Source organism: Mesorhizobium sp., from assembly GCF_965229135.1.
Taxonomy (GTDB): Bacteria; Pseudomonadota; Alphaproteobacteria; order Rhizobiales; family Rhizobiaceae; genus Mesorhizobium.
Map to the genome: position 1 here is coordinate 4994558 of NZ_OZ245860.1, position 19994 is coordinate 5014551.

The 19994-nt window shown below is 65.0% G+C and carries 19 protein-coding genes; 11 read left to right on the forward strand and 8 right to left on the reverse strand.

The features are described from left to right. The first annotated feature begins 119 nt into the window (after positions 1-119). The 3 genes from choW to ACO07C_RS23820 all read left to right on the forward strand — a co-directional run bounded on the left by choW (position 120) and on the right by ACO07C_RS23820 (position 4351). Positions 120-974, forward strand: coding sequence for a choline ABC transporter permease subunit (gene choW, locus ACO07C_RS23810; RefSeq protein ID WP_421916617.1), 855 nt, complete (start codon positions 120-122; stop codon positions 972-974). Continuing rightward, the gene (choV, locus tag ACO07C_RS23815; protein ID WP_421916618.1) at positions 971-2152 is read left to right on the forward strand and encodes a choline ABC transporter ATP-binding protein; all 1182 of its coding nucleotides are present in this window, start codon (positions 971-973) and stop codon (positions 2150-2152) included. The genes choW and choV overlap by 4 nt, the downstream gene beginning before the upstream one ends. Before the next feature lie 186 nt (positions 2153-2338). Then, positions 2339-4351: an autotransporter domain-containing protein gene (locus ACO07C_RS23820; RefSeq protein ID WP_421916619.1), complete on the forward strand. Its 2013-nt coding sequence runs from the start codon at positions 2339-2341 to the stop codon at positions 4349-4351. A 115-nt stretch (positions 4352-4466) separates the two neighbouring features. Here ACO07C_RS23820 and ACO07C_RS23825 read toward each other — a convergent pair whose 3' ends face one another. Together ACO07C_RS23825 and ACO07C_RS23830 are read right to left on the reverse strand one after the other, a co-directional pair. Then, positions 4467-5876, reverse strand: coding sequence for an ATP-binding protein (locus ACO07C_RS23825; RefSeq protein ID WP_421916620.1), 1410 nt, complete (start codon positions 5874-5876; stop codon positions 4467-4469). Then, a complete protein-coding gene (locus ACO07C_RS23830) occupies positions 5873-6589 on the reverse strand; it encodes a response regulator (RefSeq protein ID WP_421916621.1) in 717 nt (238 codons plus the stop codon). Before ACO07C_RS23830 ends, ACO07C_RS23825 begins: the two co-directional genes overlap by 4 nt. 234 nt (positions 6590-6823) lie before the next feature. Between ACO07C_RS23830 and ACO07C_RS23835 the strand changes: the two genes are divergently transcribed. From ACO07C_RS23835 to clpS, 4 genes are all read left to right on the forward strand, one after another. After that, the gene (locus tag ACO07C_RS23835) at positions 6824-7120 is read left to right on the forward strand and encodes a hypothetical protein (protein ID WP_227345598.1); all 297 of its coding nucleotides are present in this window, start codon (positions 6824-6826) and stop codon (positions 7118-7120) included. 38 nt (positions 7121-7158) lie between these two features. Then, positions 7159-7416 (forward strand): hypothetical protein, encoded by a 258-nt coding sequence (locus ACO07C_RS23840; RefSeq protein ID WP_421916623.1) that lies wholly within the window; start codon positions 7159-7161, stop codon positions 7414-7416. A gap of 151 nt (positions 7417-7567) precedes the next feature. Continuing rightward, positions 7568-7888: a hypothetical protein gene (locus tag ACO07C_RS23845; RefSeq protein WP_421916624.1), complete on the forward strand. Its 321-nt coding sequence runs from the start codon at positions 7568-7570 to the stop codon at positions 7886-7888. A gap of 148 nt (positions 7889-8036) precedes the next feature. Next, positions 8037-8342 carry an ATP-dependent Clp protease adapter ClpS gene (clpS, locus tag ACO07C_RS23850; RefSeq protein ID WP_421916625.1) on the forward strand — a complete coding sequence of 102 codons (306 nt, stop codon included), beginning with the start codon at positions 8037-8039 and terminating at the stop codon, positions 8340-8342. Between the two features lie 245 nt (positions 8343-8587). Here the strand turns inward: clpS and ACO07C_RS23855 are convergent, their stop codons facing one another. Genes ACO07C_RS23855 through ACO07C_RS23870 form a run of 4 tightly spaced genes read right to left on the reverse strand, consistent with a single transcriptional unit; the run spans position 8588 to position 15399 of the window. Beyond that, the gene (locus ACO07C_RS23855; protein ID WP_421916626.1) at positions 8588-10660 is read right to left on the reverse strand and encodes a hypothetical protein; all 2073 of its coding nucleotides are present in this window, start codon (positions 10658-10660) and stop codon (positions 8588-8590) included. A 1-nt stretch (position 10661) separates the two neighbouring features. Beyond that, positions 10662-13484 carry a DUF4159 domain-containing protein gene (locus tag ACO07C_RS23860; RefSeq protein WP_421916627.1) on the reverse strand — a complete coding sequence of 941 codons (2823 nt, stop codon included), beginning with the start codon at positions 13482-13484 and terminating at the stop codon, positions 10662-10664. Then, positions 13481-14395 carry a DUF58 domain-containing protein gene (locus ACO07C_RS23865; RefSeq protein ID WP_421916628.1) on the reverse strand — a complete coding sequence of 305 codons (915 nt, stop codon included), beginning with the start codon at positions 14393-14395 and terminating at the stop codon, positions 13481-13483. The genes ACO07C_RS23860 and ACO07C_RS23865 overlap by 4 nt, the downstream gene beginning before the upstream one ends. Further along, positions 14395-15399, reverse strand: coding sequence for an AAA family ATPase (locus tag ACO07C_RS23870; protein ID WP_421916629.1), 1005 nt, complete (start codon positions 15397-15399; stop codon positions 14395-14397). Before ACO07C_RS23870 ends, ACO07C_RS23865 begins: the two co-directional genes overlap by 1 nt. Before the next feature lie 141 nt (positions 15400-15540). Between ACO07C_RS23870 and ACO07C_RS23875 the strand changes: the two genes are divergently transcribed. Genes ACO07C_RS23875 through ACO07C_RS23885 form a run of 3 tightly spaced genes read left to right on the forward strand, consistent with a single transcriptional unit; the run spans position 15541 to position 18061 of the window. Beyond that, positions 15541-16170 carry a DUF1285 domain-containing protein gene (locus tag ACO07C_RS23875; protein WP_421917591.1) on the forward strand — a complete coding sequence of 210 codons (630 nt, stop codon included), beginning with the start codon at positions 15541-15543 and terminating at the stop codon, positions 16168-16170. After that, entirely contained in the window at positions 16170-16802 is a 633-nt protein-coding gene (locus tag ACO07C_RS23880; RefSeq protein ID WP_421916630.1) for a CoA pyrophosphatase, read from the forward strand. The genes ACO07C_RS23875 and ACO07C_RS23880 overlap by 1 nt, the downstream gene beginning before the upstream one ends. After that, positions 16799-18061, forward strand: a complete 1263-nt coding sequence (locus tag ACO07C_RS23885) for a CCA tRNA nucleotidyltransferase (RefSeq protein ID WP_421916631.1) — start codon at positions 16799-16801, stop codon at positions 18059-18061. Before ACO07C_RS23880 ends, ACO07C_RS23885 begins: the two co-directional genes overlap by 4 nt. 28 nt (positions 18062-18089) lie before the next feature. Here the strand turns inward: ACO07C_RS23885 and ACO07C_RS23890 are convergent, their stop codons facing one another. Next, entirely contained in the window at positions 18090-18275 is a 186-nt protein-coding gene (locus ACO07C_RS23890) for a DUF1059 domain-containing protein (RefSeq protein WP_421916632.1), read from the reverse strand. Between the two features lie 249 nt (positions 18276-18524). After that, entirely contained in the window at positions 18525-19439 is a 915-nt protein-coding gene (gene hemF / locus ACO07C_RS23895) for an oxygen-dependent coproporphyrinogen oxidase (RefSeq protein ID WP_421916633.1), read from the reverse strand. Between the two features lie 206 nt (positions 19440-19645). On the opposite strand from hemF, the gene ACO07C_RS23900 reads away from it, so the two are divergent. Then, complete coding sequence (locus ACO07C_RS23900) at positions 19646-19903, forward strand: hypothetical protein (protein WP_421916634.1); 258 nt, start codon at positions 19646-19648, stop codon at positions 19901-19903. The last annotated feature ends 91 nt before the right edge of the window (positions 19904-19994 follow it).

Sequence of the window (19994 nt, forward strand, 5' to 3'; positions counted from 1 at the left end):
GGCAAGGCCGAACCAGAAAGGGCAGCCATCTTAGAAAAGGCTGCCCTTTTTCATATCCTGTGACAAGATGACGTTGCGCGAGCCGAGAGCAGGGCGGCTCCTGGACGAAGAGGGGTGAAATGGATCCGATTTCCCAATTCATGATCGATCACAAGATCCCGATAGGCGCCTGGGGCAAGGCGTTCTTCGGCTTCCTTACCGACAATTTCGACACGATCTTCAGGGCCTTCTCCAATGGCCTGAATTTCCTCCTCGACGGCCTGGTCAACGTCCTGCTTCTGGTGCCACCGGTGCTGCTGGCACTGATCATCGCCGTGATCGCCTGGCTGCTGCAACGCTCGAGGCCGCTGGCCATTGGCGTCTTCCTCGGCCTGATCTTCATCATCAACCAGAACCTGTGGAAGCAGACGGTGCAGACCCTGGTGCTGGTCGTCGCCGCCGCCGCGATGGCGATGGCCATCGGCGTGCCGCTCGGCATCTGGGCCGCGCACAAGCCGAAGGTCTACCGCGTCATGCTGCCGGTGCTCGACCTGATGCAGACGCTGCCGACCTTCGTCTACCTGATCCCGGTGCTGACGCTGTTCGGCCTCGGCAACGCGCCCGGCCTCATCGTCACCATCATCTTCGTCATTCCGACGGCGGTCCGGCTCACCCATCTCGGCGTGGTCTCGGTGCCCAAGGCCATCGTCGAGGCCGGCGAGGCGTTTGGCGCCACCAAGAGCCAGCTGCTGTGGAAGGTGGAGTTGCCTTCGGCGTTGCCCACCATCATGGCCGGCCTGACGCAGTCGATCATGCTGTCGCTGTCCATGGTGGTTTTCGCCGCTCTTATCGGCGCCGGCGGTCTCGGCACTGAAATCAACCGCGCGCTGGGCTCGCGCAGGATCGACCTTGGACTTGAGGCTGGCCTTGCCATCGTGGTGCTCGCCATCGTTCTCGACCGGATGACCCGCATTGGCGTTGGAGGCAAGAAATGACGATTGCTGTCGATTTCAGGAACGTCGATATCGTCTTCGGCGCCGACCAGGCGGGATCCCTGGCGCTGATCGACGCCGGCGCCACCCGCGCCGAGATCCTCGAGAAGACCGGCAATGTGCTGGGCTGTGCTGGCGCCAGCCTGACCGTGCACGAGGGCGAGATCTCCGTACTGATGGGCCTGTCCGGTTCGGGCAAGTCGACGCTGCTGCGGGCGGTCAACCGGCTCAACGTGGTGTCGCGCGGGCAGGTTCTGGTCAAGGATGGCGACAAGACCGTCGATGTCGTCACCTGCGACCAGGCAACGCTGCGCCGGCTGCGGCAGAAGCAGGTGGCCATGGTGTTCCAGCAGTTCGGCCTGCTGCCGTGGCGCACTGTGGAAGAAAATGTCGGCCTTGGCCTGGAACTCGCCGGCGTGCCGGAAGCGGAGCGCAAGGAACGCGTGCACAGGCAGCTTAAGCTGGTCAATCTCGAACAATGGTCGAAGAAATACGCCCACGAGCTTTCCGGCGGCATGCAGCAGCGCGTCGGCCTGGCGCGCGCCTTCGCCACCGAAGCGCCGATCCTTTTGATGGACGAGCCGTTCTCGGCGCTCGACCCGCTGATCCGCACCAAGCTGCAGGATGAATTGCTGCAGCTGCAGGACGAACTGAAGAAGACCATCATCTTCGTCAGCCATGACCTCGAGGAGGCGCTGAAGATCGGCAGCCACATCACCATCATGGAGGGCGGCCGCATCGTGCAGACCGGCGCGCCGGAAGATATCGTGCTGCGCCCCGCCAACGACTATGTCCGCGACTTCATCGCCAATGTGAACCCGCTGTCGGTGCTCACCGCCTGGAACGTGATGCGCGACCGCCGCGATCTCGAACATGGCGACGACGGCTGGGTGTGGCTCGACCGGCGCAAGACGACGCGCTTCAAGATCGACGACCATGGGCTGGTGGCGGCGGCCGAACGCGACGGCAAGCCGGCGGTGTGGGTGTCCTGCGCCGATGTCGAGGCCCAGCCGGAGGAGGGCGCCCAGGTGTTCTGGGCCAATCCCGGCACGCCGTTGAAGACGGTGATGCTGGCCATGCACCGCTCGCAGACGGCTCCGGTGGCGCTGTTCGACGACCAGTCGCGATTCGTCGGCGCCATCGGCATCAGGGACGTTCTGTCGGCGGTGTTGCGGCGGTAGCCATTCTCCCCCGCCTTCGGCGGTTTGCCGGCGATTCGGGCCAAACACGTGCCATCCGGGCATCAACAGTCTCTCGAGCCTGCAAAGACGCGGTGTTGCAGATAGTCCACACAAGGTTGCCGGTATACAGGACTGGCCCCGGGCCTGACCTTGTCTTTCGTGTCCGACCGGTGCAGGGTTTTGGCAATGCGTACATACGCAAGGGGCGGGATGATACTAAAGCTGCGTACAAGGGCTCAGGCAGCCGTAGCGATATCGCTTTTCGCAGCGGTGGCGCTTGGCGATGGCCCCGCATTTTCCCAGAGCTTCACTGTCGGCAATGGCCAGGATGTCGGCCCGCAGACCATGAACAATGCCGGCGATACCGGAACCGTCGATAGTGGCGGAATAGTCGAGACATCCATCGCCGGCGAAAATGCGGTGCAGATGCTGAATTCAGACCAGCGTCTGACCAATTCCGGGGGCATCGGAACGTTTGGCGGCGGTGGCTTCGGCGTGTATTCCACGGGCGATAACGCAAAGATCATCAGCAACGGTATCATTCTTGCGGGAGGCGCCGGAGCCTTCGGCATAGTGTCCGAGGGCGACAACGCGAACATCGTCAACAGCGGCTTGATCGCAACCAGCGGCGATGGCACGTTCGCCATCATCAGCGATGGTTCCGACGCCTATGTGGAAAATAGCGGGACGATTGACGTTTCCGCCGGCACGATCGGAGGCGTCGGGGGTATAATTGGCGACAAGCCCAACCTGACAATAGTGAACAGCGGCTTGATCCAAGTCGAAGGGGACGGTGCCCTCGCCATAGGTTGGCAAAGCAGCTCTGGCCTGAACCTGACCAATTCCGGGACGATCGAGGTTTCCGGAAATGGCGCCACCGCCATAGGCGCAGGGGGCAATGATATTTTCATCGTCAACAGCGGCGCGGTTTACGCGTTCGGGCCTGGATCGACAGGCATAGTCACCCAGGTCGGAAACGCGGTGATCACCAACTCCGGCACTATCTTCAACGACTTCAACGACAGCACGAGCACGGCCATCTCGTTCGGCGCGTCCAATGCGACGCTGAACCTCCTGGCCGGCACGGCCATCCAGGGGCCTATCGTCTTCAACGGATCCGGCAATACGGTCAGCTTCGGGCCGGCGTTGAACGCCGCCATGACCTTTTCGGGAAGCGGCGGTGTTCCGCAGACCATCCTGACCGGGGGGCGGCCCTTCGTCGTCAACGGCAACCAGGTGGCGGTGGTCGACATCACCGGCTTTGCCAGTGCCGGGTCGCTGGTGGAAGACCTTACCGACGCGGTGACCGGTGTTGTCGAGACGCGTCTGGCTACCCCGCACAATGATGTGCTTGGGCCACGTTCCGGACCGGACGCCTGGCTGTCGACATTCGGCGCGGTCCGTTCACAGGATGGCTCAGGCGCCGCGGCCGGGTTCACCCAGGCGCTTGGCGGCGTCGTCGTCGGTGCGGAAAGGCGCTCGGACGACGGGTTCCTCGGCGGTGTGTTCGTGGGCGCGGCTGCCGGACAGACCGAGGTTGACGACAGCGCGCAGGAGATCACCCATCGCAGCGTGTTCGGGGGCGGCTATCTCGGCTATGACGCCGGTCAACGCTTTGCCAACCTGTCGTTCATCGCCGGCGCCCTCTATGAACGCAGCAGCCGCCAGGTCGCCAACAATCTCGTGCTCGGGGGTATCGAGACGGCCCGGGCGGATTTCAACGGCACCTTCATCAGCCCGGCGCTGACACTCGGCACGCGGCTTCCTGTCGCCATGGGTACGCTGATGCCGAGCGTGCGGCTGCGTTACGCGGGTCTCTTTGTCGGCGACTATACGGAAACGGGTTCCGCCGCCGATCTCGCGGTTGCGCGGCGCGACGTTCACTTGTTCGAAGTGCGCGGGCAACTGGCGCTGGCATTGCCGCAAGTGACCACGCCGACCCAGGCCTGGCAGACCACCCTGCGGGCTGGCCTGGACGGCATCGCCCAGAGCAGCGGTGACGTTTCGGCCACGCTGCTTGGCCAGGACATCTCCTTTGCTTCCGGTGAGAAAAAGACGGCGGTGCGCGGATTTGCCGGCGCGGACGTCGCGGCGGCGGTCGGCCATGGCGTCATGTTGGATAGTGGTTTCGAGGTCGGTTATGGCAGCGACAACGCTTTCACCGCCCGAGGCCAGGTGCGTCTCAGCAAGGCGTTTTGAGGAGCACGGGGGCATACCCCCGCCGAAGCGTATCGCTTCAAGACGGATGCCGCTTTGAGTTAAGTCTTTGTCCTTACGCGATTTATCGTCCAGGCGGCTGAGAGCTTCAAGATAGTCAAGCCGCCAGCGGCAGGCGCAGCTGCGTCAGCAGGCCGCCGCCGGGATAGTTGGACAGGCTGATGTCGCCGCCCGCGCCGCGGGCGATGTTGCGGGCAATCGTCAGGCCAAGGCCAAGGCCGCCCGTCTGGCGGTTGCGGGACTGTTCAAGACGGACGAACGAGCCGAACACCGAGTCGATCTGAGCCTGCGGTATGCCCGGGCCCTCGTCCCGGATGGAGAGCGTTACGGTGTTTTCCGACCGCTGCAGGGTCAGGTGCGCCCGCTTGCCGTAGGTCACGGCATTCTGCACGAGATTGGTGACGCAACGGCGAAGCGCCACCGGCCGCGCGATGCAGATCAGGCCGCGCGAATGCGCCTCGTCATCCTCGAGCGTTACAGTCTCGAACCCGTCGGCGACGGCTTCCACGAGCGACAGGAAATCGATCCTCTCGCTCTTTTCCTCGGTCACCTCGAAGGTGGCGAAGTCGATGACGGAACTTGCTATGCCCTCGATGTCGGCAAGGTCATGGGCGAGTGCGGCGCGCGCTGGCGACTTGCGCAGCAACTCCAGGCGCAGGCGCATCCTGGTCAGCGGCGTGCGCAGATCATGCGCGAGTGCCGCGGCCAGGTGTTCGCGGTCCTCGACATATTCGCGCAGCCTGGCCTGCATGGCGTTGATCGCCCTGGCGGCTGCCTGGACCTCTCGGCTGCCGCTCTCGGCGATCGGCGGGCTCTTCAGGTCCTTGCCGATGCGGTTCACCGCCGTTTCCATCATGCGGTAGGGCGCGGTCAGCCGATGCAGAGACCAGATCGACATGATCACCACCAGGCCCGCGATCAGCGAATACAGCGGCAGGCTGTCGACGCTCAGTATCGGGCCGACGGGCGTGTTGGGTTCGGTGAAGTTGAGCCACTGGCCGTCACCGAAGCGCAGCGAAGCCGTCAGCTTGTCGCTCTGGGCGAAGTTGGCCGACAGCGCCAGGAGGTCGCGCTCCACCTGGCCGATGTCGGGGCCATCGACCGTGCCGTCGGTGCTATCGGTATCGGTCGTCGCCGGATCGCGGCGTACGCGCGCATCGGTGATGCCGAATTTCGACAGCCGGCTGACCATGATGTCCTCGAGTTCGGCCAGTTCGTCGTCTCCGGCGATCGACGAGGTGACGGCGGGCGTGTCCGAAACGGTCAGCGCGTAGGCGGAATTGAACAGGCCGGCCGCGGTCGCCTTGCGCTGCTCGGGCGTGGCGCCGCTCATCAGTTGCACCAGGGAGAAGGCGCGGTCGTTGAGCCGGTAGAGGTCGACCACGTCGTTGGCCGCCACACGATCGCGCGACACGATGTATAGCGTCGCGACCTGGCTGATCAGCAGGCCGGCAATGACGATGAGCAGCACCCAGACGGGCAGGGTCTGCGGCAGGAAGCGTCTCATTCGGACGTTGTCTCGGGCAGGAACTGGTAGCCGCCGCTGCGCACCGTGAGGATCAGCTTCGGCGTCTTGGGGTCGTCCTCCATCTTGCGCCGCAGGCGGCTCACGAGAATGTCGATGCTGCGGTCGAAACTGTAGTCGGTGTCACCGCCCGACAGTTCGATCAGTTGGTCGCGGGTCAGCACGCGCTGCGCGCTCTTGACGAAGGTCTGCAGCAGGTTGAACTCCGCCATCGTCAACTCGACCCGGACGTCGCCCGGCGCGATCAGCCGCCGGCGCGAACAGTCCATGGTCCAGCCGGCGAAATGGTAGATCTGCTTGGTGGTGGCGCGCTTCGGCTCGGCCGAGCCGTGGCGCCTCAGCACGGCGCGGATGCGGGCCAGCAATTCGCGCGGATCGAAGGGCTTGGGAACATAGTCGTCGGCGCCCATCTCCAGGCCAACCACGCGGTCGGTGGTCTCGGTGACCGCGGTCAGCATGATGATCGGCGTCGAATAGCTGGCGCGGATGTCGCGGCACAGCTCGAGTCCGCTCTTTCCCGGCAGCATGACGTCCAGGATGATCAGATCGACCGCCGTGCGGCGCAGGATGGCCTCCATCTCCGTGCCGTCGGATGCCACCGTGGTGCGCAGTCCCCGCTTCTGGAAGAACTCCTGAAGCAGGTCGCGAATGCCCTTGTCGTCGTCGACGATCAGTATGTGTGCGTCTGATTTCACAGGGTGCCTGTCATCATGAATTGCATAATCATCATTCCGTCACCCTCACGATAGAATTCAGGCCATATCTTGGCCAGTGGCGATGGCCGGATTTCAGTCCCGATTTCCCAGAAACAATTCAGAAACAAATTTCTATATTCGGGAAAAACTAGCGAAAACATACAGGGGCATAAGTGGTCACGTGGCGGTCACATGAACGGCTGCGACGTTAGTGCCCGGAGTTACGGAAAGCCAATGCAAAGGTTCTCGATCAGTCTGATGGGTGCGGTGCTCGGCATATCGCTCGTCACGGCCGTGGTCGAACAATCGGACGCAAAGGTGCTCACCCGGACCGAACGCTGCACCAATCTCAGCCACCAATTTGACGAAGCCCTCGAAACCCACGCCACGGCAACGCAGGTCACCGCGGCAAAGGCACTTCAGAGAAAGGGCAACCGGTTCTGCGCCAACAAGAAACAGGCGCAGGGGATCCGGATGCTCGCCAACGCTTTGAAACTGCTTGGAGTGACACCGATCGACCCGGCTCAGTGACACTCACTACCGACCCGCATAAAAAAAGGAAACCAGCCATGAACAAGTCCCTTCTCTCCGCCCTCGGTCTCGCCGTCGCTCTCTCCTTCTCGATGCCGGTTCTCGGCAACGCCCAGACGACGACCACCGCTCCGGCCGCCACCACCACCACGACCGCGCCGGCAACTGCCGCGCCGATGAAGGCGCCGATGAAGAAGGCTTCCATGAAGAAAGCCTGCAAGGCGACCAAGACGCATAAGTGCCCGGTCAAGAAGACCAAGATGGCCCCGAAGAAGATGGCTCCGAAGAAGCCCTGATCCCAGGACTCCATCGTTAGCCTGAACAAGGCCGCTTCAGTTGACTTCGGCTGGAGCGGCCTTCTTCTATCCGTGCAACCCAACACACCCATCCGACGGGTCGCGACGATTTTTAACCTGATCGCAATCGCCACCCGCTAAGGTTATCCGCATGAACACGCGGCCTTCGTCCATTTTGCGCTCGATGGTGCTCGGCGGCCTGGTGGTCTCCGCGCTGGCCAGGGTATTGATCCTGTTCACCGCCAGTCCGGTTCCGGATCCGGCCAGCGGGCGCACCGAGCCTTCGCTCTTCGCGCCTCAGATTTCCAGCGACTGGGACTACATCACGCCGTTGCAAAACTGGCTGATGATCGTGCTGGCCAGCGCCACGCTGATCTGTTTCGTCGCCTGGGTGGCGGTCGCATGGCGCGAGCGCCGCCAGGATGCGGCCGGAACGCAATCGCGCCGCATGGTCGGGCGACAGGGCCGTTGAACAGCGGTCGATAATTCCCACATAGGATGAATGGCGGTGGTCGCCCGGTAACCGGGTTGTGACCGTGCGAAATGGACGACAGCGCCCGCCCGTGGCAAAATGACGGCCACCTCCCTGACTTGAATTAGCGTGGAATTGCCGGTTTCCGATGCCCGAGATCACCACAAAACCCCGTGTTCAGGTCAAGCCGCAGGTCGAGCGGCCAAAGCTCTACAAGGTCATCCTTCTCAACGACGACTTCACGCCGCGCGAGTTCGTGGTCAGGGTGCTGAAGGGCGAGTTCAAGCTGAGCGAGGACCAGGCGCACCGGGTGATGATCACCGCCCATCGCCGTGGCGTCTGCGTTGTCGCCGTCTTCACCAAGGATGTCGCCGAGACCAAGGCAACGCGCGCGACCGACGCCGGCAAGGCCAAGGGCTACCCGCTGATGTTCACGACCGAACCGGAGGAGTGAGTGGTCGGTTCGCCGTAGGCGAATTCATCGTGCCGGCGGCACGATGAAAGACCGCGAACGCTGGGGAGTTGCCGGAGGCAACGGGGTCCCCGGCAGACGCCGTATGTCGTGAAGCGCCGGGAGCCATCGCGCAACGGCTGGTTTCTACCGGTTGGGCACGGCGAAATTCAATATCGCAGAGGTCAGCGCTGCCCCTCATCCGCCTGCCGGCACCTTCTCCCCGCATAGTGACGGGGAGAAGGAAGCTACCGTCCCTCGCGGTACCACATCGAGCCTATCGCAAGGAGCAACAGGCCGAGGCCGAGGAAGCCACCGAACAGGGGCACACGCGATACCGCTTTCAGTACGCTGTCGTCGGTGGTGCGCAGTCCTATCCAGTCGCTGCCCGCGGCCTCGCCCGAGGAACGCACCGGCACGATGGAGGGCAGGGCGATGTCGCTCGCCGATGATGTCGTCAATCGCCGCACGCTGCCGCCGGTCGCTTCGGCTGGGGCCTTCAAGCGATCCGTCGTGGAAACGACATCGGCGAATTCCGGGGAGTTGATCGGCCCGACATGGGCAAGCGCGGTCAGGTCGCCATTGGCGATCTGGTAGAGGCCGATCTCGCTGGTCTGGACGCTGCCGAGGAACACGCCGGGCTCCGACTTGTCGAGCTTGACGCTCATGGTCTTGCCGGAAGGAGTGATGACCTGGGCCGTGCCGGGATCGTCGGCCATGGTCTGCCGGCGGATTTCCAGCACCATGCCGCGCCCGTCGGCGGTCAGCCGTTCCTCTTCGAGTTCCGGCTCCTTCATCAACCAATGGGCGATGCGCCGGTAAAGCTGGACATGCGGGCCGCCGCCCTCGAAGCCGCGCGCCCAGAGCCAGCCCTGGTCGGACAGCAGCATGCCGACGCGGCCTTCGCCCTTGCGGTCGAGCAGCAACAGCGGCCGGTTGTCTGCGCCCTTCATCACCACCTGGCCCTCGGGATTCTGCACGCCGATGGTGCGGAACCAGCGGCTCCAGCGCGGCGGCTCGGTGGCGGAGCCGTCGAGCCCGCGCGTCACCGGGTGGCGCTGGCCAAGGTCGGTCAGGCGCGGGTAGAAGGCCTTGTCGATGACTTCGCCGGTCGGCATCGCCGGCAGCGCCGACATCAGCGGCGTGCGCGCGATCGAAGCATCGCCGGCATATTCGGGGCCGGCGGCGATGAGCAGCGCGCCGCCCTTTTCGACATATTCGGCGATGTAGTCGTAATAAAGGATCGGCAGCACGTCTCGGTGCTGGTAGCGGTCGAAGATGATCAGGTCGAAATCCTTGATCTTCTCCACGAACAGTTCGCGCGTCGGGAAGGCGATCAGCGACAATTCGTTGATCGGCGTGCCGTCCTGCTTTTCGGGCGGCCGCAGGATGGTGAAGTGGACGAGGTCGACCGAGGCGTCGGATTTCAACAGATTGCGCCAGGTGCGCTCACCGGCGTGCGGCTCGCCCGAAACCAGGAGGACGCGCAGGTTTTCGCGGATGCCGTCGACCAGCGCGATGGCGCGGTTGTTGGTTTCGGTAAGTTCTCCCGGTTCCTTGTCGATGGCGAGTTCGATGATGTTGCGGCCGGCGCTTGGTATGGTCACCTGCAGCGGCATGGTCTGGCCGACGATGGCATGCTCGACCGAAACCTGCTGGCCGTTGACGGAAACGCGGACATCGACCGGGGCGGTCTCGTTCTCGGTCGAGATGACCCGATAGCTCATGTCGAGCGGCTTGCCGACCAGGCCGAAGCGCGGCGCATTGTCGAAGCGGATGCGGCGGTCCTTTTCGTGGTCGTTGCCGGTGATCAGCGCGTGCAGCGGCGCGTGGAAATCGGGCGCGCCGGAAGGCGCGTCATGCACCTGGCCATCGGTGATCATGATGGCGCCGCCAATGCGCGATGGCGGCACGTCACGGAACGCGCCCTCGAGCGCACTGAAAAGCCGTGTTTCGGCGCGTTCGTCGGTCGCTTCCGTCTTGCCGGCCTCGATGACGCGGACATCGAACTGCTTGAAACGGCCAAGACGCTGCTGGAGACCCGCCAGCGCCTCGTCGGTCTGTTTTGTGCGGTCGCCGATGTCCTGGCTCGGGCTGCGGTCGACGATCAGGGCGACGACGCTTTTCAGCGCCTCGCGTTCCTCGTCGAGGAAAACCGGATTGAGGACCGCCGCCCCCAAAGCGAGCAGGGCGACGAAGCGCAGGACGGCGCCACGCTGGCGAAACCACAGGCCGACCAGCGACAGCAACAGCAACGGCACCAGCACGATGGCGAGGAGCGGCCAGGATATCAGCGGCTCGAAGGAGATCGACCAGTTCATCCTATTGCCCCAGCCGTTCGAGCAGCACGGGGACATGCACCTGGTCGGATTTGTAGTTGCCGGTCAGCATGTACATCATGATGTTGACGCCGGCACGCAGCGCATAGACGCGCTGCATCGGATCCGACGGCACGGTCGGCAGCAGCGGATCGCCATTCTCGTCGACCGCCCAGGCGCCGGCGAAATCATTGGCGGTGATCATGATCGGCGAGACGCCGTCGCCGGTGCGCACCGGGCGGTTGTCGGTGTTGCTGGCGTCGAGCGATGCCTCGACCCAGAGCGGGCTGCCGGCGAAGCGGCCAGGAAACTCGGGCATGATGAAGAAGGACTTCGTCAGCACATGGTCGGATGGGACCGGTTCCAGCGGCGGCACGTTGAGATTGGCCAGGATGTCGCGCAGCCGCTCCGTGGCCGGGCTGGTCGAATCGGCGCCGATGCCGTTGGCGAACTGGTCGCGCGTGTCGAACAGCACCGTGCCGCCTTGCTGCATGTAGGCGTCGATGCGGGCTATCGCCGCCTGGCTCGGCATCGGCGCCGCCGGATCGATCGGCCAGTAGATCAGCGGGTAGAAGGACAGCTCGTCCTTGGAGATATCGACGCCGGCCGGTGCCCCCGGTTCGAGCGCGGTCTTCTCGATCAGGAAGCGGGTCAGGCCCTCGATGCCGGCCCGGCTGATCGAATCGTCGCCGGGCACGCCGGTCAGCACATAGGCGATGCGAGTCTTCCCGACCGCTTCGATCGCGGCCTGGTCGCCTGGCTTGGCATCGTCGGCGCGCGCGAAGTCCGCGTGGCCAAACAGCGCGCCAAACACGATCAGAAGCGCGGCTGTCGTCGTCACCGCCCCGGCGCGGCGTGGCCGACGCGAGAACAGGCCGCCCATCCATAAGACGGCCAGCGTGTCGAGCGCCATCAGCAACAGGGCGATTGTCACCAGCGGTCCTTTCAGGTTGCGCGATTCATCGAATGCGTACTGGATGTCGGTGACAGGCACGGAAATGGTCGGGCGCGCCAGCGGCGTCAACACGCTGCCGGCATCGAGGAGATTGTGGGCGAAGACACCGGCCTCGGAGCCATAGAGGCCGGGCGGGTTCTCGAAGGTCACCGGCAGGCGTCCGGCGCCGGGAACCAGCGGCCTTGCGTCCGGCGTCGGCGGCGCCAGCGCGCCGTCGGCCGCGATCATACGGTAGGGCGGCAGCGAAGTGGCCGCGGCTTCGGCGTTGGCCACCGCCGCACCCTGGTTGCGCGATATCTGCACGATGCGCCGCAGCATCTCGACGAAGCTGCCGGAAATCGGCAGGTTGGACCATGTCGCCTCGGGCGTGACGTGGAACAGGACCAGCGTGCCCTTGCCCTTCTTCAGCCCGGTCACCAGCGGCGTGCCGTCGGCAAGGGCCGCCCAGGTGCGATCGACGATGTCGGGCGTCGGTTCCGCCAGCACCTGCCGAGTGACGGTCACCTCGGTGGGCGGCGCCAGATCGGCGAAGGGGCCAGTCTTCGGAAATTCAGTGACCGGCTGCGGCGATGTCCATGACAAGGCGCCGCCGAGCGAGCGCTCGCCGGTGCGCAGCCTGACCGGCAGCAGTTCGTCGTCATTGCCGGCCGCGGCCAGCCGCGAGCCTGCGAAACGCACCAGCGTGCCGCCATTGTCGACCCAGTCGACCAGTCTTTGCCGCACCTGCTCCGGGATCGTGCCGATATCGGCCATGATGATCATCGCCGGCTTCTGGTCGAGGATCTGCGGGATGGCGTCGGCTAGGTCGGCGCTCGACGGCTCCACCAGATCGGCGAAGGGCTGTAGCGCGCGGCGAATGTAATAGAGCGGCGACAAAAGCGGCTGCGCCTGGTCGGCCTCGGCCTGCGACAGCAGCCCGACGCGGCGTCGCTTGGAGCTCTCGTCGAGCACGCGCACCGCGCCGGCGTGACGCTCGCCATCGAGCGCGATCGAGGCGAAGTCGTTGCGCAGTTCGAACGGCACGGCCATCGTGCCGGTGGCGGTCGCCTCACCGGGGGCAAAGGTCAGCGTCGCGTCGGCAATGCGGCGGCCCTTGTCGTCGAAGGCGCCGGCCGTCACCTGGCGGGGGGTGACGTCGCCCGGCGCGCGGATGGCGGTGAGGGCAAAGCCGTCCACCTGGTTCTCGGCACTGGTCAGGCCGGCAAGCGATGGCCTGTCGGTTACGGCCCAGACGACACGCGCGGCGTTCCTGGACAGGAGCGTGTTGAAGGCGGCTTCGTCACCCTGAGCGGCCAGGCCGTCGGCCAGCACGGCGACGCTGGCGCCCGGCAGGGATGCGAGCGCGGTGGCGACGCGGGCATAGACGGCCGGACGGTCGGTCGGGATCGGGCGGGGCTTGGTGGCGCGCAGCCGGTCAAGAGCCTTGGCTGCATCGAATGGCCCGATCTCGGCATTGGATTTTTCGGCGGTGAAGGCGATGATCACCGACAGGCCGTTCGAGCCGGCATCGGCGATCAGCCGCTCGGCGGTGGCGACGCGCTTGCCCCAGTCGGCCGCGCTTGCCCAGTCATTGTCGACGACCAGCGCCAGTGCCGCGCCCTCGGCGGGCAGCTTTTCGCGCGGATTGAAGATCGGTTCGGCAAGCGCCGCGACGATCAGTGCGGCCATCATGAGCCTGAGCAGCGTCAGCCACCATGGGCTCCGCCGCGGTGTCTCCTCGCGCTTCAGCACGCGGGCCAGGATCTTGAGCGGCGGAAAGATCTCGGCCTGCGGCTTGGGCGGGGTCAGCCGCAGCAGCCACCAGATCACCGGCAGCGCCAGCAGGCCCCACAGGACCATGGGTGCGCCGAAGGAGAGGGGCAGCCAGCTCATGCGCTGACCTTTCCGGCATAGCCGCCATCGGCGGTCATCGCCATGTGCAGACGCACAAGCGCTTCGGAGGCGAGGCGGTCGGTGTGGTTGACGGTAAAGCTCCAGCCGAGCCGACGGCACCAGTTGGCCAGTTCCTGACGTCGTGCGGTGTAGAGCAGGCGGTAGTCATCGCCGAGCATTTCCGCGCGGCCAGCTGTCAGCTTGTCGCCCGTCTCCGGGTCGGTGAACTCGGTGCGCCCGGCATAGGGGAAGGTCTCCTCCGCCGGGTCGGCGACCTCGATCAGATGCGCGCGCACGCCGTGGCGGGCGAGCACGTCGAGCCAGGCCATGATCTCCTCGACCGGATCGAGGAAGTCGCTGACGATGACGATATCGGCGAAGCGTCGGATTGCCGACAGATCGGGCTTTGCCGGCAGTTCGCCGGCATGCGTCAGCCGCGCCGCGATGCGTTCGGCGCCGTTGCGGGCGGTGAAGGGATCGGTGAGGCCCGGCCAGGCGATGCGCTCGCCGCTGCGCGACAGAAGCTCGGCCATGGCCAGCGCCAGCACCAGGGCGCGCGACTGCTTCGAGACGCTGGCGCCCGTCGATTTGTAGAGCATGGACGGTGACGGGTCGGCCCACAGCCAGACCGTATGGGCGGCTTCCCATTCGCGGTCGCGCACATAGGTATGGTCGTCACGGGCCGAGCGGCGCCAATCGATGCGCGAGGAATCGCCTTCGACATAAGGCCGGAACTGCCAGAAATTCTCGCCGATGCCACGCTTGCGGCGGCCATGCCAGCCGGCAATGACCGTGTTGACGATGCGCCGTGCCTCGACAAGCAGGTCCGGAACCAACGAAGCCCGCAACCGGCCACGGGCAAGCGCGTCTTGTGTCGCTGCCGGTGCCTGGAGCTCGCCAATACGAGCCATCAGATGCCTTTGGCCAGTTTCGCCACCACGTCGCGAACGGTGGTGCCTTCGGCGCGAGCTGCGAAGGTCAGCGCCATGCGGTGCTGCAGCACCGGTTCGGCTAGCGCCCTGACGTCGTCGACCGAAGGGGCCAGGCGTCCGTCGTAAAGGGCGCGGGCGCGGGCGCACAGCGTCAGCGCCTGGCTGGCGCGTGGTCCCGGGCCCCAGGCGACATGCTTGTCGGTGTCGGCGTTGCCCTGGCCGGGGCGCGCCGAGCGCACCAGCTTGAGGATCGCCTCGACGACGCTTTCCGGCACGGGCATGCGGCGGATCAGCGTCTGGATCTCCCTCAGCCGGGCCGGCTGCAGGACGTTCTGCGCTTTCGCGTCCTCCATGCCGGTCGTCTCCAGAAGGATGCGGCGCTCGGCCTCGATGTCGGGGTAGAGGATGTCGACCTGCATCAGGAAGCGGTCGAGCTGTGCCTCGGGCAGCGGATAGGTGCCTTCCTGCTCCAGCGGATTCTGCGTCGCCAGCACGTGGAAGGGTGCCGGCAGGTCGTGGCGGGCGCCGGCGATGGTGACGTGATATTCCTGCATCGCCTGCAGCAGCGCCGACTGGGTGCGCGGCGAGGCGCGGTTGATCTCGTCGGCCATCAGCAACTGGGCGAAGATCGGCCCCGGGATGAAGCGGAAGGAACGCTTGCCGGTCTCGTCCTGCTCCATCACCTCGGAGCCGAGGATGTCGGACGGCATCAGGTCCGGCGTGAACTGGATGCGGCGCGAATCGAGGCCAAGCACGATGCCCAGCGTTTCGACCAGCTTGGTCTTGGCAAGCCCGGGCACACCGACCAGCAGCGCGTGGCCGCCGGCCAGCACGGCCACCAGCGTGCGCTCGACCACGCTCTCCTGGCCGAAGATGACCCGGCCGACACCGTCGCGAACCCTGGAGATGTCGGACAGTGCCTTTTCGGCCTGGGCGATCATCTCGGCTTCGCTGATCGGATTTTCCTTGATCATCACGCTCATGCAGCATCGATCCTTGTTGTTGGAAATACCGGCCCGCAGAATACCATGACTGCCGCGATTCGGCCTCGCGTAGCGCCTACGTTCGAACTTAAATCGTACACTTAGGCTGACAAGCGAAACAACAGTGACTATTTCGTGACCATGACGGAACACTCCGAACATCGTGAAGAAAGCCTGACGGCCGCAACCGAGGCGCGAGGACTGGAGGCGCTGGTCTCCCGCGCCACGCGCGCCGGCAAGGGGCCGGCGCCGGTCGAGCGCTGGAATCCCGACTTCTGCGGCGATCTCGACATGGAGATCAAGGCCGACGGCACCTGGTTCTACCTGGGCACGCCGATCGGCCGCATGCCGCTGGTCCAGCTTTTCTCCTCGGTGTTGCGCAAGGACGCGGACGGCAAGACCTATCTGGTGACGCCGGTGGAGCGCGTCGGCATCCGCGTCGCCGATGCGCCCTTCATCGCCGTCGAAATGAATGTTTCCGGACATGGCGACGATCAGGTCATCACTTTCCGCACCAATGTCGGCGATGTCGTCGAGGTCGGGCCGGACCGTCCCCTGCGTTTCGTCGACGAGAGCGAGACCGGAGGACTGAAACCTTATGCGCTGGTGCGCGGCCGGCTGGAGGCGCTGGTGGCGCGGCCGGTGATGTACGAACTGGTCGGGCACGGCGAGGAGATCGAGATCGACGGCAAGACCATGTTCGCGGTCCGCTCGAAGGGGGCCGTGTTTCCGATCATGGCCGCCGACCAGTTGAAGCGTCTGAGTGCGTGATGGACCAGGTGACGCCGGTACGGTTTTCCACCGCGGATTTCCGCGCCCGCTTCGCCGCGCAGCCGGCCGCGCATGCCGGCGACGATTTTGGCGACCATCGCTTCAATCCCGGTCATCCGCGCCTCAGCCAGGCGAAGACGCTGCGCGATGCCGCCGTGCTGATCCCGGTGGTCGACCACGATGGCGATGCGACGGTTCTCCTGACCAAGCGGGCTGAAAAGCTGCGCAGCCATTCGGGGCAGGTGGCCTTTCCCGGCGGCACCATCGACGCGGCCGATGCAAGCCCGGAGGCGGCGGCGCTGCGCGAGACCTTCGAGGAGATCGGGCTTGGGCAAGATCGGATCGAGGTAATCGGCCGCATGCCCGATTATGTCGCCGGCAGCGGCTACCGCATCGCGCCGGTGCTGGGCATAGTTCGGCCTCCTTTCCAGCTGACACTCAATGCCGACGAGGTCGATGCCGCCTTCGAAGTGCCGCTGCGCTTCCTGATGGATCCGGCCAACCACAAGCGCGACAGCCGCATGTGGAACGATCTCGAATGGTTCTTCTACGACATGCCGTATGGCGACCGCCGCATCTGGGGCGTCACCGCCGGCATCATCCGTACGTTGTATGAAAGGCTCTATGCGTGAGTTCATCGATTGCGGGCAGGGCCGACTGGCTCGGCGAAAAGCATCTGCAGCGCCTGCTCGGCATTCTGACCGAAGGTGGTGAAGAGGCCCGCGTCGCCGGCGGCGCGGTACGCAATACGCTGATGGGCCAGCCGGTCGCCGACATCGATATCGCCACGACGTGCCTGCCTGATGAAACCATCCGCCGCGCCGAGACGGTAGGCTTCAAGGCGGTGCCGACCGGGATCGAGCACGGCACCATCACGGTCGTTGCCGGCGGCAAGCCCTATGAGGTCACCACCTTGCGCGCGGATGTCGAGACCGACGGGCGGCGTGCCAAGGTTTCGTTCGGGCGCGACTGGCAGGCCGACGCCGAGCGGCGCGACTTCACCATCAACGCGCTCTATGCCGAAGCCGACGGCACCGTCATCGACCTGGTCGGCGGTCTCTCGGACATAGAGGCGCGTCGCTTGCGCTTCATCGGCGATGCCGAGGCGCGCATTCGCGAAGACTACCTTCGCATCCTCAGGTTCTTCCGTTTCTTCGCCTGGTATGGCGATGGCAGGCCGGACGCCGACGGGCTGAAGGCCTGTGCCCGGTTGAAGGAGGGACTCGGCCAGCTTTCCGCCGAGCGGGTCTGGTCCGAACTGAAGAAACTGCTGTCGGCGTCCGATCCGTCACGGGCGCTGCTGTGGATGCGCCAGGCCGGCGTGCTGACCAGCGTGCTGCCGGAAAGCGAGAAATGGGGCATCGATTCGATCCATCCGCTGACCCGGGCCGAGAAGGATCTGGGCTGGACGCCCGATCCGCTGCTCAGGCTGGAAGCGATCGTGCCGCCCGATGCCGAGCGGATGAAGACGCTTGCCGAAAGGCTGAAATTCTCGACCGTCGAAGCCGATCGCCTGCGCTATTGGGCGCTGAGTGCCGCCGTCGAGCCCAAGACCACCGAAGGCGAACTCGCCAAGAAACTCTATCGAGGCGACCGGCAAGGGTTTGTCGATCGTCTCAGGCTGTCGCTCGCCTCGGCGCGGGCGCGCGCGGTGGAGGAAACGGACGCGCTGCTGGAAGCCGGCGGCTTTTCGCGCCTGCTCGCCTTCGCGGTGAAATGGGAAAAGCCGGTTTTCCCGCTCAAGGGCGCCGATCTCACCGCGATCGGGGCAACACCCGGGCCGAAGCTCGGCGAAGTCCTGAAGAATCTTGAAGCGGAATGGATCGAGGCAGGTTTCGCGCCCGATCGCGACGCGCTGATCAGGCGCGCCGCCGAAGCCCTGAAGCCATGAACCCGGAACGTTGGGACATGGCCGCGGTCTAAGCCGCGTCGCGGACCTTCTCGATCCTGGAGCGGATTGCCTCGACCATCGTTTCACGGATGACCGTTTCGCCATGCGTCTCGCGCATGTGCTCGACCGCGCGGCGCATGACCTCTGCTTCCTCGTCGGCACGTGTGTGCCAGTCGCAGCCGGGAACGAGTGAGCCGCAGTTAAATTGTTTCATGGCTTGTTTCCTTTCCTCCGTGGTGCCGAATCCTTCGAAACGGGTGAGGGTCCGGCGCATCTTTTTGGCAAGCAATCCGTTTAGTCCGCGGATCGCTGGCGGGACAAAACTATAACACCAATAGGGCGGTCTTGGTTGCACGAAAGCGCCGCGTGTCCCGCGATAGGCGCCAAGGTACTGAATCCCTGTGAGATTCCGCACCTCATCGGCTGGCGCAAAGCGCCAACCACGCCCCCGCTCACCAACTGTCTACGGCCAGCGCACCTCTGGCGGCAGGCTGGACAGGATGGACGCGACATTGCCGCCGGTCTTCAGGCCGAAGATGGTGCCGCGATCGTGCAGCAGGTTGAATTCGACATAGCGGCCACGGCGGATGAGCTGCTCGTCGCGGTCTCCGTCGGTCCAGTTCTCGTTGAAGTTGGCGCGCACGAGATGTCCGTAGACGACGAGGAAGGAGCGCCCGACATCCTGGACGAAGTTGAAGTCGGCGTTCCAGCCGCCCTTGTCCTCGCCCGAATGCAGCCAGTCGAAGAAGATGCCGCCAATGCCGCGCGGCTCGTCGCGATGCGGCAGGTAGAAGTATTCGTCGCACCAGGCCTTGAATTTCGGGTAGTCGGCGACGCCGGCGTTCTTCTCGCAGGCAAACTGCATGGCGCGGTGGAAGGCGACCGTGTCGGGATCGTCCTGCGTGCGGCGCCGGTCGAGCACCGGCGTCAGGTCGGCGCCGCCGCCGAACCATTGGCGCGAGGTGACGACCATGCGCGTGTTCATGTGCACGGCCGGCACATTGGGGTTCCAGGGATGCGCGATCAGCGAAATGCCCGATGCCCAGAAGCGCGGGTCTTCCTCGGCGCCTGGCATCTGCTTCCTGAATTCGGGCGAGAACTCGCCATGGACGGTCGAGGTGTGGACGCCGACCTTCTCGAAGACACGGCCATGCATCATCGACATGGTGCCGCCGCCGCCCTTGCCCTCGTCGCGTTCCCATGGCGTCTTGTCGAAGCGGCCGGGGGACCACGAAGCCAGCGGACCGCCGAGATCCTGCTCGATCTGCTCGAAGCCGGCGCAGATGCGTTCGCGCAGCGCCTCGAACCACAGCCGCGCCTTCATCTTCTTCTCTTCGATGTCGGCGGGAAGGCCTGCCGGTATTTCGGGTCGTTCCACGTGCCGTCTCCGGTTGGGCGGTCGGCGAGTCCACAAATGACTCGTCTTTTCCGGGCGCGATCCCTAATCTCTTAGGGGACAGGGTCAAGTCCCGTTGCAGCGCCACGCGTCCATTGGACGCGCGAAAGGGCGCTATAACACTTTGGTTTGTGCATGATCCCTTCGAATTCGATGGAGGTCATGGGCGATGTACAAGGAGTTCTTTCGTGGGCACGCCGGCAAGACCGCCGCTGCATGGACTGAAGAAAAGGCTCGCCCAAAGCCGGGCTGAACGCGCGAACAAGCCGCGCGACGGGTTTCTGCGCGAAACATTCGTGCTGCCGCGCTCCGATGCGCGCCTCAAGGCCAAGGAATGGTTCGAACGCTTCCCCAAGCAGGCCTACTGGACCGAGATCGAAAGCTGGTTCGAGCGGCCGGGCGACTTGATCGAGTTCACCATCAGGCGGCTGCCGGCCGCGGATTAGAATTTTCTCTCCCCGTCACTATGCGGGGAGGAGGATGCCGGCAGGCAGGTGAGGGGCGGCGCAAACCTTCAAATGCCGGCGCTGCCCCTCA

Excerpts from the sequence above, each read along its gene's own strand:
- ACO07C_RS23820 (WP_421916619.1), top strand. The coding sequence starts at position 2,339 with ATGCGTACATACGCAAGGGGCGGGATGATACTAAAGCTGCGTACAAGG.
- ACO07C_RS23835 (WP_227345598.1), top strand. The coding sequence starts at position 6,824 with ATGCAAAGGTTCTCGATCAGTCTGATGGGTGCGGTGCTCGGCATATCG.
- choV (WP_421916618.1), top strand. The coding sequence starts at position 971 with ATGACGATTGCTGTCGATTTCAGGAACGTCGATATCGTCTTCGGCGCC.
- ACO07C_RS23840 (WP_421916623.1), top strand. The coding sequence starts at position 7,159 with ATGAACAAGTCCCTTCTCTCCGCCCTCGGTCTCGCCGTCGCTCTCTCC.
- ACO07C_RS23870 (WP_421916629.1), bottom strand. The coding sequence starts at position 15,399 with ATGAGCGTGATGATCAAGGAAAATCCGATCAGCGAAGCCGAGATGATC.
- ACO07C_RS23875 (WP_421917591.1), top strand. The coding sequence starts at position 15,541 with ATGACGGAACACTCCGAACATCGTGAAGAAAGCCTGACGGCCGCAACC.
- ACO07C_RS23880 (WP_421916630.1), top strand. The coding sequence starts at position 16,170 with ATGGACCAGGTGACGCCGGTACGGTTTTCCACCGCGGATTTCCGCGCC.
- ACO07C_RS23825 (WP_421916620.1), bottom strand. The coding sequence starts at position 5,876 with ATGAGACGCTTCCTGCCGCAGACCCTGCCCGTCTGGGTGCTGCTCATC.
- ACO07C_RS23860 (WP_421916627.1), bottom strand. The coding sequence starts at position 13,484 with ATGAGCTGGCTGCCCCTCTCCTTCGGCGCACCCATGGTCCTGTGGGGC.
- ACO07C_RS23890 (WP_421916632.1), bottom strand. The coding sequence starts at position 18,275 with ATGAAACAATTTAACTGCGGCTCACTCGTTCCCGGCTGCGACTGGCAC.
- clpS (WP_421916625.1), top strand. The coding sequence starts at position 8,037 with ATGCCCGAGATCACCACAAAACCCCGTGTTCAGGTCAAGCCGCAGGTC.
- ACO07C_RS23845 (WP_421916624.1), top strand. The coding sequence starts at position 7,568 with ATGAACACGCGGCCTTCGTCCATTTTGCGCTCGATGGTGCTCGGCGGC.
- choW (WP_421916617.1), top strand. The coding sequence starts at position 120 with ATGGATCCGATTTCCCAATTCATGATCGATCACAAGATCCCGATAGGC.
- ACO07C_RS23855 (WP_421916626.1), bottom strand. The coding sequence starts at position 10,660 with ATGAACTGGTCGATCTCCTTCGAGCCGCTGATATCCTGGCCGCTCCTC.
- ACO07C_RS23865 (WP_421916628.1), bottom strand. The coding sequence starts at position 14,395 with ATGGCTCGTATTGGCGAGCTCCAGGCACCGGCAGCGACACAAGACGCG.